General features: G+C 43.8%; 16 protein-coding genes. 4 read left to right on the top strand and 12 right to left on the bottom strand.

Annotated elements, in window-relative coordinates:
- A complete protein-coding gene (locus tag JMY01_RS07050) occupies positions 1 to 573 on the top strand; it encodes a methylated-DNA--[protein]-cysteine S-methyltransferase (RefSeq protein ID WP_201574903.1) in 573 nt (190 codons plus the stop codon).
- Between the two features lie 136 nt (positions 574 to 709).
- Here the strand turns inward: JMY01_RS07050 and JMY01_RS07045 are convergent, their stop codons facing one another.
- A complete protein-coding gene (locus JMY01_RS07045) occupies positions 710 to 1,459 on the bottom strand; it encodes a YebC/PmpR family DNA-binding transcriptional regulator (RefSeq protein WP_201574902.1) in 750 nt (249 codons plus the stop codon).
- Between the two features lie 487 nt (positions 1,460 to 1,946).
- Between JMY01_RS07045 and JMY01_RS07040 the strand changes: the two genes are divergently transcribed.
- Complete coding sequence (locus JMY01_RS07040) at positions 1,947 to 2,777, top strand: ion transporter (protein WP_201574901.1); 831 nt, start codon at positions 1,947 to 1,949, stop codon at positions 2,775 to 2,777.
- 35 nt (positions 2,778 to 2,812) lie between these two features.
- On the opposite strand, the gene JMY01_RS07035 is transcribed toward JMY01_RS07040, so the two are convergent.
- Positions 2,813 to 4,123 carry an AarF/ABC1/UbiB kinase family protein gene (locus JMY01_RS07035; RefSeq protein ID WP_201574900.1) on the bottom strand — a complete coding sequence of 437 codons (1,311 nt, stop codon included), beginning with the start codon at positions 4,121 to 4,123 and terminating at the stop codon, positions 2,813 to 2,815.
- A 164-nt stretch (positions 4,124 to 4,287) separates the two neighbouring features.
- Positions 4,288 to 4,839, bottom strand: a complete 552-nt coding sequence (aroQ, locus tag JMY01_RS07030; RefSeq protein ID WP_201574899.1) for a type II 3-dehydroquinate dehydratase — start codon at positions 4,837 to 4,839, stop codon at positions 4,288 to 4,290.
- Between the two features lie 336 nt (positions 4,840 to 5,175).
- Between aroQ and JMY01_RS07025 the strand changes: the two genes are divergently transcribed.
- Both JMY01_RS07025 and JMY01_RS07020 read left to right on the top strand, forming a co-directional pair.
- Positions 5,176 to 5,391, top strand: a complete 216-nt coding sequence (locus JMY01_RS07025; RefSeq protein WP_201574898.1) for a cold-shock protein — start codon at positions 5,176 to 5,178, stop codon at positions 5,389 to 5,391.
- 315 nt (positions 5,392 to 5,706) lie between these two features.
- Positions 5,707 to 6,861, top strand: coding sequence for a DEAD/DEAH box helicase (locus JMY01_RS07020; RefSeq protein ID WP_201574897.1), 1,155 nt, complete (start codon positions 5,707 to 5,709; stop codon positions 6,859 to 6,861).
- A 258-nt stretch (positions 6,862 to 7,119) separates the two neighbouring features.
- Here JMY01_RS07020 and JMY01_RS07015 read toward each other — a convergent pair whose 3' ends face one another.
- The 9 genes from JMY01_RS07015 to ilvA all read right to left on the bottom strand — a co-directional run bounded on the left by JMY01_RS07015 (position 7,120) and on the right by ilvA (position 14,786).
- Positions 7,120 to 7,965 (bottom strand): sulfite exporter TauE/SafE family protein, encoded by an 846-nt coding sequence (locus tag JMY01_RS07015; RefSeq protein WP_201574896.1) that lies wholly within the window; start codon positions 7,963 to 7,965, stop codon positions 7,120 to 7,122.
- A 152-nt stretch (positions 7,966 to 8,117) separates the two neighbouring features.
- A complete protein-coding gene (gene ccoS / locus JMY01_RS07010; protein ID WP_201574895.1) occupies positions 8,118 to 8,405 on the bottom strand; it encodes a cbb3-type cytochrome oxidase assembly protein CcoS in 288 nt (95 codons plus the stop codon).
- A gap of 132 nt (positions 8,406 to 8,537) precedes the next feature.
- Entirely contained in the window at positions 8,538 to 9,308 is a 771-nt protein-coding gene (locus tag JMY01_RS07005) for a YdcF family protein (RefSeq protein ID WP_201574894.1), read from the bottom strand.
- Positions 9,298 to 10,395: a UDP-N-acetylmuramate dehydrogenase gene (gene murB / locus JMY01_RS07000; RefSeq protein WP_201574893.1), complete on the bottom strand. Its 1,098-nt coding sequence runs from the start codon at positions 10,393 to 10,395 to the stop codon at positions 9,298 to 9,300. The genes JMY01_RS07005 and murB overlap by 11 nt, the downstream gene beginning before the upstream one ends.
- 175 nt (positions 10,396 to 10,570) lie before the next feature.
- Positions 10,571 to 11,068, bottom strand: coding sequence for a low molecular weight protein-tyrosine-phosphatase (locus JMY01_RS06995; protein WP_201574892.1), 498 nt, complete (start codon positions 11,066 to 11,068; stop codon positions 10,571 to 10,573).
- Positions 11,069 to 11,388: 320 nt separating this feature from the next.
- The gene (locus tag JMY01_RS06990) at positions 11,389 to 12,249 is read right to left on the bottom strand and encodes a transposase (protein WP_265089887.1); all 861 of its coding nucleotides are present in this window, start codon (positions 12,247 to 12,249) and stop codon (positions 11,389 to 11,391) included.
- Positions 12,192 to 12,536, bottom strand: a complete 345-nt coding sequence (locus JMY01_RS14290) for a helix-turn-helix domain-containing protein (RefSeq protein ID WP_265089854.1) — start codon at positions 12,534 to 12,536, stop codon at positions 12,192 to 12,194. Before JMY01_RS14290 ends, JMY01_RS06990 begins: the two co-directional genes overlap by 58 nt.
- A gap of 141 nt (positions 12,537 to 12,677) precedes the next feature.
- Entirely contained in the window at positions 12,678 to 13,097 is a 420-nt protein-coding gene (locus tag JMY01_RS06985) for an RNA-binding S4 domain-containing protein (protein WP_201574891.1), read from the bottom strand.
- Between the two features lie 135 nt (positions 13,098 to 13,232).
- Entirely contained in the window at positions 13,233 to 14,786 is a 1,554-nt protein-coding gene (gene ilvA / locus JMY01_RS06980) for a threonine ammonia-lyase, biosynthetic (RefSeq protein ID WP_201574890.1), read from the bottom strand.
- Between the last annotated feature and the right edge of the window lie 171 nt (positions 14,787 to 14,957).

Below are 14,957 nucleotides of genomic sequence, written 5' to 3'. Positions count from 1 at the left end.
ATGATTGTAACAATGACAAATTTTGCTCAAGATCAATTAATTTTGATAGCAAGCACAGATGAGCATCAAAGCCCCAAGCTTGTTGAGATTAATTGGCTGTCAAAAGATCAGTCATGGCGACAGTCTAAATCCTCTGCCAAGCTCAAAAAGCACTATAAGCTTAGCGAGGATGATTTCATATTCATAGATAAGAATAGCCTAAGTAAACAGTATCCTGCTCAGGCTTTACTGCTTGATGCCATTAACCAGCTTAATGAATATGCTGCTGGCAAGCGCGATAGTTTTGACTTGCCACTAGATACCTCAATGGGTACTGATTTTCAGCAAAAAGTATGGCAAGCACTACAAGCTATCAATTACGGTGAGGCTATCAGCTATGCTACGCTAGCACAGCGCGTGGGTAATCCAAAAGGCTTTCGCGCGGTGGCCAATGCTAACGGCAAAAACCCCTTTAGCATTATTGTCCCTTGCCATCGGGTCATTGCCAGCGATGGTAAGCTTGGGGGCTATACTGGCGGGCTAGATAAAAAAGCGTACTTGCTAGCACTTGAAGGGGTGCAGTATAAAACCTAAAACTCAAAATGAGTATTCAAAACTAGTATTAAAGCTCTCTGCTAGAGAGATGTAAACTGAGAAGCAGGTAAAAAGCCAAACGTTATCTATAGCGTTTGGCTTTTTTATTTCTTAATGAGTGAACTATAAATGCAAGCTACTCTTCAAGCTGAGCCATCACCTCATCGGTGAAGCTGACGTTGGTATAGACCTCTTGTACATCGTCTATATCCTCCAGCATATCGATCATTTTCATTACTTGTTGTGCATCATCGATATTATCAATTTCAGCTTGCGTAGAGGGTGACATAGTCACTTCAGCATTGTCTGAGACAAGACCAGCAGCATTAAGGGCATCTTTGACCTGACCAAAACTTTCCCATTCAGTGATGACAAGCAGGCTGTCGCCATCATTTTCGATATCAAGAGCGCCAGCATCTAGTGCGGCAAGCATAACTTCATCTTCTAAGCTTGTGTCATTAAAGGAGATCTCACCACGCTTAGTAAACAGATAAGCCACTGAGCCTGAGGTGCCAAGGTTGCCATCGTGCTTAGTAAAAGCATGACGCACCTCACTGACGGTGCGATTGACATTGTCGGTCATGGTTTCGACAAGCACAGCCACGCCGCCGACGCCGTAACCCTCATAGCTGATCTCATCCATATTGGTAGTGTCGCCGCCACCAGTACCACGATCGACCGCACGATTAATAGTGTCGCGGGTCATATTGACGGACAGACCTTTTTCGATAGCGGCCCGTAGACGCGGGTTTTTATCAGGATCAGGATCACCTTGTTTGGCGGCTGAGACGATTTCACGGATAACTTTGGTAAACACCTTGCCTCTAACTGCATCCTGACGGGCTTTACGGTGTTTTATATTTGCCCATTTTGAATGACCTGCCATATTATATCCTTAAGTTTCACTGGCTATTTAGTACATGCTCAATGTGAGTCACATACATGATAATGTTTTTATTTATTAGCATGTTCAATATGCTCTAGCAATCACGCTTTGTAGAGGTGTGTCGATACACTTTCCTAGCGTAACCAGCTTAGGCTTATGCTTGCGAATTGTATGTCGTTAACAGCAGTTTTTTGCTACACTGTGGCAAATTATGTGCCATGATGGTGAGCTTGAGCGGTCTATATTATAAACCACTTCTGCGCATTTTGACTAACCCGCGCTTATCTCTATTACGTCAAACCATCCGATATTATGTATAGTCAATTCAATATAAAAGAGGCACATTCAAAATAGCGTTCTGCTAGTATCAGTTTTTCTCGCTTGCTGCGCACTTTGCACGGTTTGATGCTGCGAAAACTCATGTTAGCAGTACTATTTTTTTAACTGAATCGACTATAGCTACTGACTTTATGAGCCCACAGATTCTATGAAGCAACCAACTGCTGAAGCCATTACTTATCTACGTAACCGCATTCATATTATTATCGAAGGCACAGACACCCGTTTGGGTAAGTTTTTCGATATTGTATTGTTAATTGCGATTTTGACCAGTGTCGGCGTAGTGATGCTTGATAGTGTGCTATATATGCGTTTGCAATATGGGACGATATTTTATTATGCAGAATGGTTCTTCACCATTTTATTTACTTTTGAATATCTTTTAAGACTGTTTTCAGCGCCCAATCGTCTTCGCTACGCTTTTAGTTTTTTTGGTGTAGTAGATTTATTGTCCATCTTACCAAGCTACTTAAGCTTGTTTTTTGGTGGTGTACAGTATCTACTGGTCATACGAATTTTACGTATCTTACGCGTGTTTCGTGTGCTCAAGCTAAAAGCCTACATGCAGCAAGCGGGTTTTTTGGCATCTGCCCTCAGAACCAGCCAACAAAAAATCACCGTATTCTTTTTATCATTGGTGCTACTGGTAACAATTTTCGGCTCAATTATTTATGTGGTAGAAGGGCCTGAGAATGGTTTTACCAGTATTCCAGTCTCTATCTATTGGGCAGTCGTCACGATGACCACCGTTGGTTATGGTGATATGTCGCCAAAAACACCACTGGGTCAGGCTATTGCGACCATGGTCATGATCACGGGTTACTCTATCATTGCGGTGCCGACAGGGATTTTTACCTCTGAGCTGGCGCGTAACATGCGCCCACAGCTCAATCCTGTCACCTGCCCAAACTGCGGTAAGTTTGGTCATGCAGTAGGTGCGGTATTCTGTGATCGCTGTGGCCATGCTCTGCATGTGTGAGTTTTATTGATATTAAGTTATTAACATCTAACTTATTAATACTTTGGTGTTTCCAAGTATTCCTCTACCAGTGGCGACAAATCTATCTCGACGCCTAGGTTTACCAAGTTCCAATATTGTCCCGATACCGTACGATCGAGCATCATAGTCGTCGCTGACGGTTGAAACTGACCAAAGTACTTCAAAGACGTCCGCATCTGCGTAATGGCTTCATGATGGACTTGGCTACCCGCAAAATCAAAAGGGCCTTCTTGATAGGGCGCTATAGACAGAGGTTTTAGGCCAATGGCAAGCCACTGCTGGTAAAACTCTCCCGGTACGTTTTTTTCATCATCACGGCGGATGCCCAACGCGATCAAATCTTGTTCAAGTGCTATCGTATCGCCTTTTACAGCATGATAAGCGAACCTGCGAAACAACTGTACTTCCGCATTGCTATAGCTGCGGATACCACCGAAATCATAGGCAACGACGCTGCCGTCAGGGCGAAAGGCAAAGTTGCCAGGATGCGGATCACAGTGCATGCGATATAAGCCAAATAACTGACCTGCACTAAAGTGAAATAGTCGCTGAGCAATTTTTTGTTTGACGCTGTTGTCCCAAGTCGCCGCAGTGGTCAGGCTTTCTCCCATCTCTTCCGTCAAGGTCAAAATCCGCTTGGTAGAATGACTGCTGATAACTTTGGGGATAATGAGACCTTCGTCGTCGGCGTGGAAGGCGCCAAATACTAATAAGTTATGCGCTTCCTTGATATAGTCGAGTTCATCATGCAAGCTTTGACGTATCTCATCAAACAGTTGCTCTTGCAGTTTGCGACTCATATTAAGCACGCCTGCGACTTTTAAGGCCATGCGTACTTGTTTGAGGTCACTGTCGCAGTTTTCATCGACATCGGGATACTGCACTTTGACCACTACCTTTTGTCCGGAGGGTAAGATGGCTCTATGAACCTGACCGATGGATGCTGCCGCAAAAGGCACGTCTTCAAATTCAGTAAATAACTCATTAATAGGTGCTTTGAGCTCGCGCTCAACCTGCATACGAATCTGAGCGTAAGGCATTGGTGGCGCGTCTTTTTGCAGTTTTTCTAGAGCGGTTGCGACTTCAGGCGGAAACACATCTTTATACTGTGAGGCAATTTGTCCCACTTTCATGACAGCGCCTTTCATCTCACCTAAGGTCTCAGCAATCTGAATCCCCACATCTTGCATCATCTCAGAGCGTGCTTGCAGACGCTTTTCTTCGTCACTAGACAGGTGCTTTAATGAGTTCTTAGCCGCTTTGCCTGCGATGCTTGCAGTCATACCAGCAAGTTTCATAAAGCGTTTTCCGGACGATTTTGCCATTCATATCACCGTGTGTTGAGTCATTATTGGTATATTAAGTCGTTATGTTGATGCAGCTCTATTCTAATTAAGCCCAAGCGGTTTAGCCAGTATGCTTAAGTTACTAAATACTCAAGTTTTCAATACTTAAGAAGCTTAGCTTGTCTGACAGATCTTAAAGCCAATCAGTCAGTTAAGGCTATGTTATATGTATGGAGCAACCAATAATCAAGCGCCATCTGATAGCCAAAATGACCCAAACCGCAAATGACACCGACGGCTATATCGCTTAGATATGAGTGCTGACGAAACGGCTCGCGGCTATGCACATTGGATAAATGCACTTCGATAAATGGTTTTTGGGTGGCGAGCAGGGCGTCACGTAGCGCTACTGAGGTATGGGTAAAGGCAGCTGGATTGATAATAATAGCGTCTACCTGTGATGCTGCATTGGCTAGTAGGCCATGATGTTGAATATCATCGACCAGTTGTCCTTCGTGATTTGATTGAATGCAAATAAGCTCAATATTGTGTTTGGCTGCACGAGCGGTCAGCTGTGCTTCAATATCAGCAAGTGTGGTGTGACCATAAATTTCAGGCTCACGCTTACCTAATAAGTTTAAGTTCACCCCATTGATCAATAGAAGCTTACGTGTCAGTGTAGGCTTTGTCTCTGTATCAGAGCGGTCTGTTGTTGTGGTATTTGTCGTTACTGATTGATGAGAAGGTGCGCTCATAGCTCTCTCTATACTCTATAGATGACTGGAAATAGGAAAATGATAAATGATTAACAGGATAAAGAATGGCTTTATAATAACAGCTTGACCACCATGTTATAAAAAAATTACATAAAAACCCCACATAAGTGCTAAAAACCATGTTAAAAGGCTTTGTGTTACTAAAAACACGTGTTATGATATTTTTTATACGATAAGTATTGCAAGTTTGTTACAAATATCGTTTTGGTATTTGAGACAACCTGTTTATTTTTTGATTTCATGATTTTAGCACCCGTTTATATGCAATGTTGCAAAGGAATTTGGGGCTAATCGCACTTTTTAGGAAGCACTATTATGTCAGCTCGTGAACAAGGTACTGTTAAGTGGTTTAATGACTCAAAAGGCTTTGGTTTCATTCAACGTGATAGCGGAGAAGACATCTTTGTCCATTTCCGCGCGATTCAAGGTGATGGCTATCGCTCTTTAAAAGATGGTGAAAAGGTTGAGTTTAGTGTGGTTGAAGGTCAAAAAGGCCTGCAAGCCGAAGAAGTCAGAAAAGTAGACGAATAATCAGCCTGGCCAATATGAGTGTTTAACCATATTGCAGAGCAAACTACTGATATACTACTGAGTCAAGCCGGTCATAACTTACCAATGTTGAGCATGTTGCAATGTTTTGGTAAAGGGCAGACATAAGGCTTGGCTTTTTTGTGCTTATAGATTTTATATGTCATTATACTGTAGAGTTTGCTGAGTTTGGCCACTCTTGTTTGCATTTACTATAAGCCCAGCCAAAACTTGAGATAAGCCTACTGTTGATTTATATATAAGCGATTTATATACAAGCAATTCATATATCAGCGATTCATACACAAGGATAATTTTTTGAGTAATTTTAAAACATTCACTGATCTCCCACTTTCAGAGCCAACCTTAAAAGCGATCAGTGATTTGGGATTCACCGAATTGACTGCCATTCAAGCCCAGATATTGCCGCATACTTTGGCGCATCAAGATGCTATTGGTCAGGCGCAAACCGGTACTGGTAAGACAGCGACGTTTTTGCTGACCATTATGGAAACCTTACTAAAGCGCTCTTTCGCTGATGACGAACAGCGGTTTTTAGGTGAGCCGCGCGCAGTCGTTATGGCGCCAACACGTGAGCTGGCACAGCAGATATTCGATGATTGTATCGCGCTGACCAAATATACCTCATTACATAGCGTCTGTATCATGGGCGGCACCAACTATGAAACGCAGCAGCACGAGCTTGAGCGTCAATATGTTGATATTTTGATTGCCACACCTGGACGTTTGATTGATCTGATGAACAAAGGCATGGTGTATCTTGACCGTGTAGAAGTATTGGTATTGGATGAAGCAGATCGTATGCTCGATATGGGCTTTATCCCTGATATCAAACGCTTGGTTGGTCGTATGCCACCGAATACAGACCGTCAGAGCTTGTTATTTTCCGCTACCTTTAACCAAGATGTAATGAATCTTGCCTACCGCTGGTTACATGAGCCGCAGTTTGTTGAAATAGAGCCTGAGCACAAAACCAGTGAATTGGTCGATCAGCATTTTTACTTATTGACAGAAGACCAAAAGTTAGATGCCTTACAAGGTATTTTGGCTGATACAGCAGTGGATAAGGTAATCGTCTTTGCCAATCGCAAGGATCAGGTAAAGCGCTTATATCATAAATTGCGTCAAGGCCATAAAGTTGTGATGCTGTCAGGTGATGTGATTCAGCAAAAGCGTGAAAAGTATTTACAGCGCTTTAAAGATGGTCATGCCTCTATTTTGGTAGCGACCGATGTTGCAGGACGTGGTATTCATGTCGATGATATCAGCCACGTGGTCAACTATACATTACCAGATCAGCCAGATGATTACGTGCATCGTATCGGTCGTACAGGCCGTGCTGGGCAAACGGGTATCAGTATCAGCTTTGTCAGTGAAGACGATGCCTTCAACATACCCGCGCTTGAAAAGCATTTGGATACTAAGTTTAGCCTTGAGCAATGGCAAGCATAATATAGTCGGAGCACTTTTAAACCGCTACGGTGTTATCCGCCCTAGATGTACTTAGTGTACTATCTGCGGTCGGTCGCCTTGTAGCGATTTTAAAACTCCTTGACTATAGCCTAGCGTATAAAGTTGTTTTGCTTGTTTTATAAATAGCCATCATAAATAGCTATTATAAATGCCTGTTAATAAGCAATTATAAAAAAGCCCTCAACGATGAGATGCACGTTGAGGGCTTTTCTGTGGCTAATTTGGTTTGGTGCTCAATTATTGAGTGTGATCCACAGTCTCTGCATGTTCATTCATGTCATGTGTGCTGTTGTTCATCTGACTCATATCTTGATGGCTAGCGTTATCTGCTTCAGACACCATAGCAGAAGGGCTACCATGATCCATCTGTGCATGATCGTCTTCTCCGCCATGCCCACCATGTCCGCTATGCATGGACATCATAATCATAGGTACAAAAATAACGGCCATACCTGACAGTACCATTAGTGCGCCATTTACTTGGCGTAAGCGGAAACGTCCAATTTTATCACGTAGCCACCCAACGGTCTCATGAGTAGCAACCAACATCGGGACTGTACCTAGACCAAAGACAAACATCAGTGCCGCACCGCTCAACGGATCATGGGCAACGACAGCGATCAGCAATGCGCCATAGACCAGTCCACAGGGTAAGTAGCCCCACAACAGCCCTGCCGCCAGTGCGCGAGGATAAGTATTGAGTGGAAATACTTTTTGACGTACTGGGCTAAGATACTGCCAAAAACGCATGCCTACCCGCTCAAGTTTGTTCAAAAACGGCATACCAAGCATGGTAACGCCTACAAAGACTAAGACCAGTCCTAGCAAGATACGCGGTGTACTGTTACCTTTCATCAGGGGCTCTAAGACAGTCGTACCGATGAGACCTGCAACTAAGCCCAAAATAGAATAACTGACTAGGCGTCCAAAATGATAGGTAGCGATTAGGCGACGACGCTTGGCTGGGCTGACGTCTTTCATAGATAGACTAAAAGCCGCGACCAGACCACCGCACATGCCCAAGCAGTGTGGTGAACCCAAAAACCCCATTAAAAATGCCGCAACTAATAACGCTGTGGTCATAAGGACTGTCTCCTAAATAATGCATAGTATGCAAACCTGTTTTTCACAAATAAAGACAACAGGTAGTGGATGAAATAGTGAATCTAAAAGTCATACTTGATCGCAGTGCCTAACGGCAAGGCTTGAAAACATGGTTCAAAAAAGGTTTAGGGCTATGTTTTGGGAAGATCAGAGTCTTTGGCTTGGATAGGGGCAGAATCATCCAAACTCATGTCTTTAGCCTCATTATCAAGAGCGCTCGCTTCAGCTTCTTCAGTAGGATTGAGGGGCTCATGAGACTGCAAGACTTGACGCCGCTCTTGTCGGTCATCCAATATAATGCGCTGTGAAGCATTGTCCAAATCTTCAAATTGATTGGATTTTACTGCGTAACGCACCGCCCAAATGGCCACCACAAACAGCATCAAACTCAACGGGATTAATAAAAATATACTGAGCATGGTAAACCTCTTAAATAGCAGTTTCTTATATTATTATACACTTTTTGCAAGTGTAATAAGTGACCTGTATAGATCGAACATTTAATAGATCTTAATGACGCGTTAAACTTGTTTTTAAATATGTGGCTGGTGTCAGTTAAAGGTTTTGACCGCCTTACCTCTCGGCGTTAGTAGCTGCTCGATGGTGACTTCGTCTGCCCGGCGACAATCTGACTGCGGGCGCAAAACATCCCGCAGGTAGGCCGCTATTTCATAGACTGCACGCCTAGAATGGCTTAAGTTTTGCGCCGGTTCCATCCAGTCACGATTGACGGGTAGTGGGGCGCTGAGAGGTGTACTATTAATACCATTTAAGGCCAGCTGTCTGCGTGCCCGTGCCATGTGGTAACTGTCGGTCACTAGGTAGACATGCTGTAGCGGGATACGCTTGGCAATAAAACGTGCATTTTCGCAGGTATTCATACTGGCATTTTCACTTATCGAGCCTTCAATACCATGTTCGATAAGCCATTGATTCATCCAAGGAGCTTCAGCGCCACTTAGGACAATCGGTAATGGCAGATCATGATAGGCTGTCGCAGCAGTGCGAACACGGTTTAAGCTGTAGCCATTTAGGATGATTTGGTTGTTATTGTCGTTGGTAAGGCCACCACCTAATATCACGTAAGCCGTTGGTGGTGAGCTTGTCGCTGTAGGCGGCATAGCAGATAGGGGCAGGTGTTGAAACATATATACCACCGCACGCGAGAACAGCGGGGTAAATAGGCTGACAAGGACAAGAATAATCATTGTCGAGCCAAGCAAAAAAGTGATGTTAATGATACGAAATAATCTTATCATACGCTCAGCTGAGCGTAAGTAATGACGCCACAGCCGTTTTGACCATGGGCGTTTAGACCGCATGCTCTTGTCCAATCGTACCGTCAGCGTTTACCCAAACTGGTTCACGACACAGGGTAATGGCAAACTTGTCATAAACGCTGCTTGCGATATGGTTTTGGGCTGTTGCCACGTCTGCTTGGGTAGCTTGATAGGGAGTATGGTTGGTAAGCACGAGCGCTTGATGCTTATGAGTGACTATCGGCTCAATACCGCTACCTTTTAGCCCAGCTTGCTCTATCAACCAACCTGCAGCGACTTTGACGGTTGATGTGGGCATAGGGTAGCCGACAATATTAGGGTAGATGCTCTGTAATGATTCGAACTGGTTTTGAGAGATGATCGGATTTTGGAAAAAGCTGCCGCAGTTTGGTAATTGCTGCGGGTCTGGTAGCTTTTGTTTGCGAATATCAATGATGGCATGCATCACATCGCGTGGGGCAGGTAGGGCACGCCCTTGCTGCTCAGCATAGGTTTGGGCAACGGTTTGTACATCGCCGTAATTGGCTAAAACTTTGGTTGGATCAGTATGCAAACGAAAACCGACACGGCTGATGAGCCAAGTATTGGGCGTGCGTTTGAAAAGACTGTCTCGATAGCCAAACTCACAGTCTGCGGCAGTTAGCTGATGCCAAGTTTTGCTTGGTAAATGATAAGCACGGACATATTGCATATAGTCTTCAAGTTGAACACCGTATGCACCAATATTCTGTACAGGGGCGGCACCTGTCAGCCCAGGAATGAGGGCTAAGTTCTCGAGTCCATACCAGCCTTGGTCAACGGTATGGATGACCAAGTCATGCCAATTTTCACCTGCCATGACTTCGATTTCTACATAATCTTGAGTTTGCGCGGTGATGGTGATGCCACGCATTTTTGGTCGTAACACAATAGCATGGAGCTTTGAAGGAAGCAGGACATTACTACCACCAGATAATACAAATAACGGCTGACTGCTATCGGTGCTTGCCATAAAGGTATCAAGCTGAGACTCAGCTGTGAGCGTCACCACTGTGTCAGCCAGACAAGCAAGTGCCATCGTATTAGCATGAGAAAGGTCATACAATGGATCATTTTGCTTACTGGTATCAAGGCACAAGTCTGTAATCATAAGGCAGTCTATTTAGCAAATAAATGAGCGTGAGTAAGGCTATGATCAGAGATTAAATAGACCTTAATACGCTCGTTATTATAAGGCATACACAAGATAAAATCAGATAAAACATGCAGGTTTTGTGGTTAGTATCAGCAAAGCTCTGAGCGATATAAATGTCTATCAGATACAACTACATAGCATTCCAGCTCTCAATCCAAGCTTGTACACTGGATTCGATACGCTCAATGACTTCTTCAAAGTCATCCCCGTCACCTTGATAGGGATCAGGAACATCATCGCCACCATAGTTGGGATCTTCTTCGCTAAACAATGCCAGTCTAGCCAGTTTATCATCTGTATTTGGCAGGCCATCTTTAATCGCTTGCAGGTCAGCTAAGTTTTGCGTATCCATGGCTAAGATAAGATCAAAGTTATAAAAATCCTCTGCACTGACTTGACGCGCAACCAACTTACTGAGGTTATAGCCCTGACTTTTGGCATGGCGCTGTGAGCGCGGATCGGGCGCTTTACCGATATGCCAATCACTTGTACCTGCAGAATCTATTTTTAGCGAAAGTCCTGCTATGGCAGCTTGTTGGCGAAAGATCTCTTCGGCCGTCGGTGATCTACAAATATTGCCCAAACAAACCAATAATACTGACGATGGTGTAGACGCTTTAATCTGCATAATATGACCTTTTATGACAATAAAAAAACATGCTATAAAAAACCAGCACTTTTAATGCGGCTCACTAGCATGTGATTGGTTGAATAAATGAAGAGTGAAGAAGTAGTAGCTTTCAATGTTCTAATGATCGAGCTGTTGAAGCTTGTCGCAAGGCGTTTAGCGTAACGCTTAATGTCGTAAATAACAAGGGCATGCTCTAGGCAACAAAGATCATGCAAGGAATGCAGTCTATGAACTACCCACTACCTAAAGAGGTAGGGATTTCTTAGGTAATACCCCTACTTGATACAATGTTTTGTATCAGCGGTTAGGCAAATTGACTAAGCTAACCCCGTCGTACCGACGGTTTTGAGTGTTGCCAGCTTCAATCCTTCGTTTAGGATATTGATACTGGCGTTGATGTCTCTATCATTGTCCTGCAAGCAACTTGGGCAATTCCATGTCTTCACCTGTAATGGTAGCTCAGCTTTAGTCAGCACATGAGCGCACCCTGAGCAGGTTTTAGAAGATGGATACCATCTGTCTATTTTCACCAGCGTTTTGCCGTACCAGTCCGCTTTATAAGCCAGCATGGTAGTAAAGGCTGACCATGAGCTGTCTGCTATGGCTTTAGCTAACTTTTTATTCTTAACCATGCCTTTGACGTTCAAATCCTCAACAGCAATCACATCGTGGTTTTTGATGAGATTGAATGAGAGCTTATGCAGAAAGTCTTTTCGGCAATTCGTGATACGCTCGTAGACTTTGGCGACTTTAATTCTTTGCTTTTGATAGTTGCGACTGTCTGATAATTTGCGATTGGCGGCTTTAGCAACCTCTCGTCGTTTGGCTAAAATTTTTTGTTCTCGCGTAAGCTGAGCTTGTAGCTTTGCTAGAAACTTAGGATTAGCCACTTTTGTGCCGTCTGATAAGACGATAAAGTCGGTTAAGCCTAAGTCAATGCCGATGTTTGAGTAGGTTTTTGGTAATGGCTCTACAATAGTCTCAACCAGTAAACTGACAAAATACTTACCTGTAGGCTCTTTACTGATGGTCGCTGACTTGATTAAGCCATTAATAATACTTGGGAATTTGGCTTTAATATGACCAATTTTAGGCAGTTTGACGGTGTTGTTTGTGACCGCTACTGTGCCTTTTTGGTTGTTGGTGGTGTAGCTGTCGCGGTGTCCTTTTTTTTGAATTTTGGGAAGCCAAAACCTTTGAAGAATTTACTATAAGCGGCTCTAAGATTTTGCTGGACGTTAGCCAGTGCCAAGCTATCGACTTCTTTGAGCCACTCAAACTCTTTCTTATATTGAGCTGGAGTGTTTTTAAGCTCGGTCTTGGTGTTTTTATAATGCTCAATTTTGTCACTAAGCATCCTATTCCAGATAAAGCGTGTACAGCCGAATGATTTGGCAAAGAATATTTGCTGTTCTTCATTAGGGTACAGCCTGACTTTATGGGCTTTTAGAATTTGCTTGGTCATAAGGAGCTTGTTGTTAATTGGCGTTATAATTATTAATTATAATACCATAGGGAGTAAGGGTAGTTATCAATAACGCATTCATCCCACTACTTTAGAAGTAGGGGAATTCTGCGCTGAAATGTTAAACTATTTTAGTGTTTTTTAGTCTTGCTGATGCTTAAAGCGCTGCAGGTCGCGACGTTGTTTTTTGTTGGGCTTATTATCAGGGCGTGCAAGATTAGCAAGCTTGCGCTGTTCAGCATAATAAGCGCGGCGCTCTTCGCTCTCTTGGGTTTCTGAATACAAGACTTGCGCAGCAGTCGCATTGCCACGCTGTGCCGATAGCGCTTCAACGATGACGGTTTTTTCCGTCATTGCGGTTGCCGACCCTTGTCGAATGGTCAACTCGTCACCGACAGCAATCTCTTTACTGGTCTTTACACGGCTGCCAGCATAATGTACACGTCCGCTTTCAATGGCTTGCTTGGCAAGGGTACGCGTGCGATAAAAACGCGCCGCCCATAACCATTTATCAAGACGGATTTTAGTTGGTGTACTAGGCGTATCGTTATTTTTACTCATCAAAACCTCGTTGATAGATTATGATATCAATCGCTAACATTAGTAACTAACTTAGCATTTAGGCGTGTTTCATAGACCCTAATATAGCTTAGTTGTAAATGAAATGACACGCCTGAATGTTTACGTCTTTATTTTTTATTTCAAAAACAACTGATAACCAATATTGTCATTGAGCATCGTACAGTCATAGCCGATATCGAGTAGAGCGTCTTGTAATTGGCGTGAGTTACTTTCTGAGGCTTGTAAGCCTACCAGTACACGACCTTCAGCGGCGCCATGATTACGGTAGTGGAATAAAGTAATATTAAAATCATTACCAAGCTTTTCTAGGAAAGTCAGCAGCGCTCCAGGTCTTTCTGGAAAGACAATTTTTAATAATTGTTCATTTTCAACATGCGCATGACCCCCAATCAAATGACGAATATGCGATTTTGCAATATCATCATCGGTCAAATCGTATGCCGTATAGCCGTCATTTGCCATTTGATTACTGATAGTCTGACGCTCTTTATCGCCTTCTTTGAGAGCGATACCCACAAATATTGAAGCAGGCTCCATCGAGTCAGGTGACAGCTGATTGTCAGCACGATAGTTAAATTCGGTGATGTTACGGCCTTGTAAGCTGCGGCAAAAGTCTAAAAATGCGCCAGTTTGCTCAGGGATAGTGACTGCAAAGATGGCTTCTTTCTTTTCGCCAATCTCGGTACGTTCCGTGATATAGCGCAGACGGTCAAAGTTCATATTAGCACCGCAAACGATGCCGACGCAGTTTTTACCTTGGAGATTATTGGCATTAATATACTTTTTCATACCCGCGATTGATAGTGCGCCAGCAGGCTCAACAATGCTACGGTTCTCTTCAAAGACATCTTTTATAGCGGCGCAGACTTCGTCATTAGTACAGGTCACGACTTCAGGCTCAACAATAGTGCCCGAACCATCGCTCTTTTGGGTACGAATAACATCAAACGGCAACTCGCCGATTTGGGCAACGGCGACGCCATCGACGAACAGTCCGACTTGTTCAAGTTTGACGCGCTCACCAGTTTCTAGCGCCGCTTTTAGGCAAGCTGATTGTGCTGCTTCTACCGCGATGACCTTGACGTGTGGTGCCACTTCCCCTAAGAATGCCGCAACACCTGATATCAGGCCGCCACCGCCGACCGCGACAAAGACATAATCCATATTGCGCCATTGCTGAGTCAGCTCAAGACCAATAGTTCCTTGCCCAGCAATGACCAGCTCATCATCGTAAGGTGGTATGAAAGTCAGACCTTCACGCTCAGCACGGTCAATGGCATAACGATTGGCTTCATCAAAGCTGTCACCATGCAAGTCCACATTGCCACCCAGTGCTCTGACAGCATCAACTTTGATGTCTGGTGTGGTGGTGGGCATGACGATAATATTATTCAGATCTAACCTACGGGCAGAGTAGGCAACACCTTGAGCATGGTTGCCTGCCGATGCGCAGATAACGCCGCGTGCTTTTTGCTCATCACTCAATTGACTGATACGGTTGTATGCACCGCGCAGTTTAAAGGACTTGACGGGCTGTAGGTCTTCGCGTTTTAGACGAATATCATTAGCAAAACGTTGAGTGAGCTTGGGTGCAGCTTCAAGTGGAGTCTGAATGGCGACGTCATAGACAGTGGCTTGTAAGATGGCTCGTACCCAATGTGATAGCATAATGATTCCTAAATAGGCAATAAATGGAGATAAAAATGAAATAGATTAGCCTATGCTGATTTTTGTCATCTTGCAAGACTCAATTGCAGTTTTCATGGTTGTTTTTATGACAAAGTATGAATGACTGGCAAATCCATATCAAAATTCATCAACTGACACAAGTTAAATTAC

The sequence above is a fragment of the Psychrobacter sp. H8-1 genome (assembly GCF_904846575.1).
GTDB lineage: Bacteria > Pseudomonadota > Gammaproteobacteria > Pseudomonadales > Moraxellaceae > Psychrobacter > Psychrobacter fulvigenes.
This window is presented reverse-complemented; position numbering and strand designations above follow the sequence as displayed.

Coding starts and splice junctions, on each gene's coding strand:
- JMY01_RS06985 (WP_201574891.1), bottom strand. CDS start 13,097: ATGAGTAAAAATAACGATACGCCTAGTACACCAACTAAAATCCGTCTT.
- JMY01_RS14290 (WP_265089854.1), bottom strand. CDS start 12,536: ATGACCAAGCAAATTCTAAAAGCCCATAAAGTCAGGCTGTACCCTAAT.
- aroQ (WP_201574899.1), bottom strand. CDS start 4,839: ATGAGCGCACCTTCTCATCAATCAGTAACGACAAATACCACAACAACA.
- ccoS (WP_201574895.1), bottom strand. CDS start 8,405: ATGCTCAGTATATTTTTATTAATCCCGTTGAGTTTGATGCTGTTTGTG.
- JMY01_RS07015 (WP_201574896.1), bottom strand. CDS start 7,965: ATGACCACAGCGTTATTAGTTGCGGCATTTTTAATGGGGTTTTTGGGT.
- ilvA (WP_201574890.1), bottom strand. CDS start 14,786: ATGCTATCACATTGGGTACGAGCCATCTTACAAGCCACTGTCTATGAC.
- JMY01_RS07045 (WP_201574902.1), bottom strand. CDS start 1,459: ATGGCAGGTCATTCAAAATGGGCAAATATAAAACACCGTAAAGCCCGT.
- JMY01_RS07025 (WP_201574898.1), top strand. CDS start 5,176: ATGTCAGCTCGTGAACAAGGTACTGTTAAGTGGTTTAATGACTCAAAA.
- JMY01_RS06995 (WP_201574892.1), bottom strand. CDS start 11,068: ATGCAGATTAAAGCGTCTACACCATCGTCAGTATTATTGGTTTGTTTG.
- JMY01_RS07050 (WP_201574903.1), top strand. CDS start 1: ATGATTGTAACAATGACAAATTTTGCTCAAGATCAATTAATTTTGATA.
- JMY01_RS07035 (WP_201574900.1), bottom strand. CDS start 4,123: ATGGCAAAATCGTCCGGAAAACGCTTTATGAAACTTGCTGGTATGACT.
- JMY01_RS07005 (WP_201574894.1), bottom strand. CDS start 9,308: ATGCGGTCTAAACGCCCATGGTCAAAACGGCTGTGGCGTCATTACTTA.
- JMY01_RS07040 (WP_201574901.1), top strand. CDS start 1,947: ATGAAGCAACCAACTGCTGAAGCCATTACTTATCTACGTAACCGCATT.
- murB (WP_201574893.1), bottom strand. CDS start 10,395: ATGATTACAGACTTGTGCCTTGATACCAGTAAGCAAAATGATCCATTG.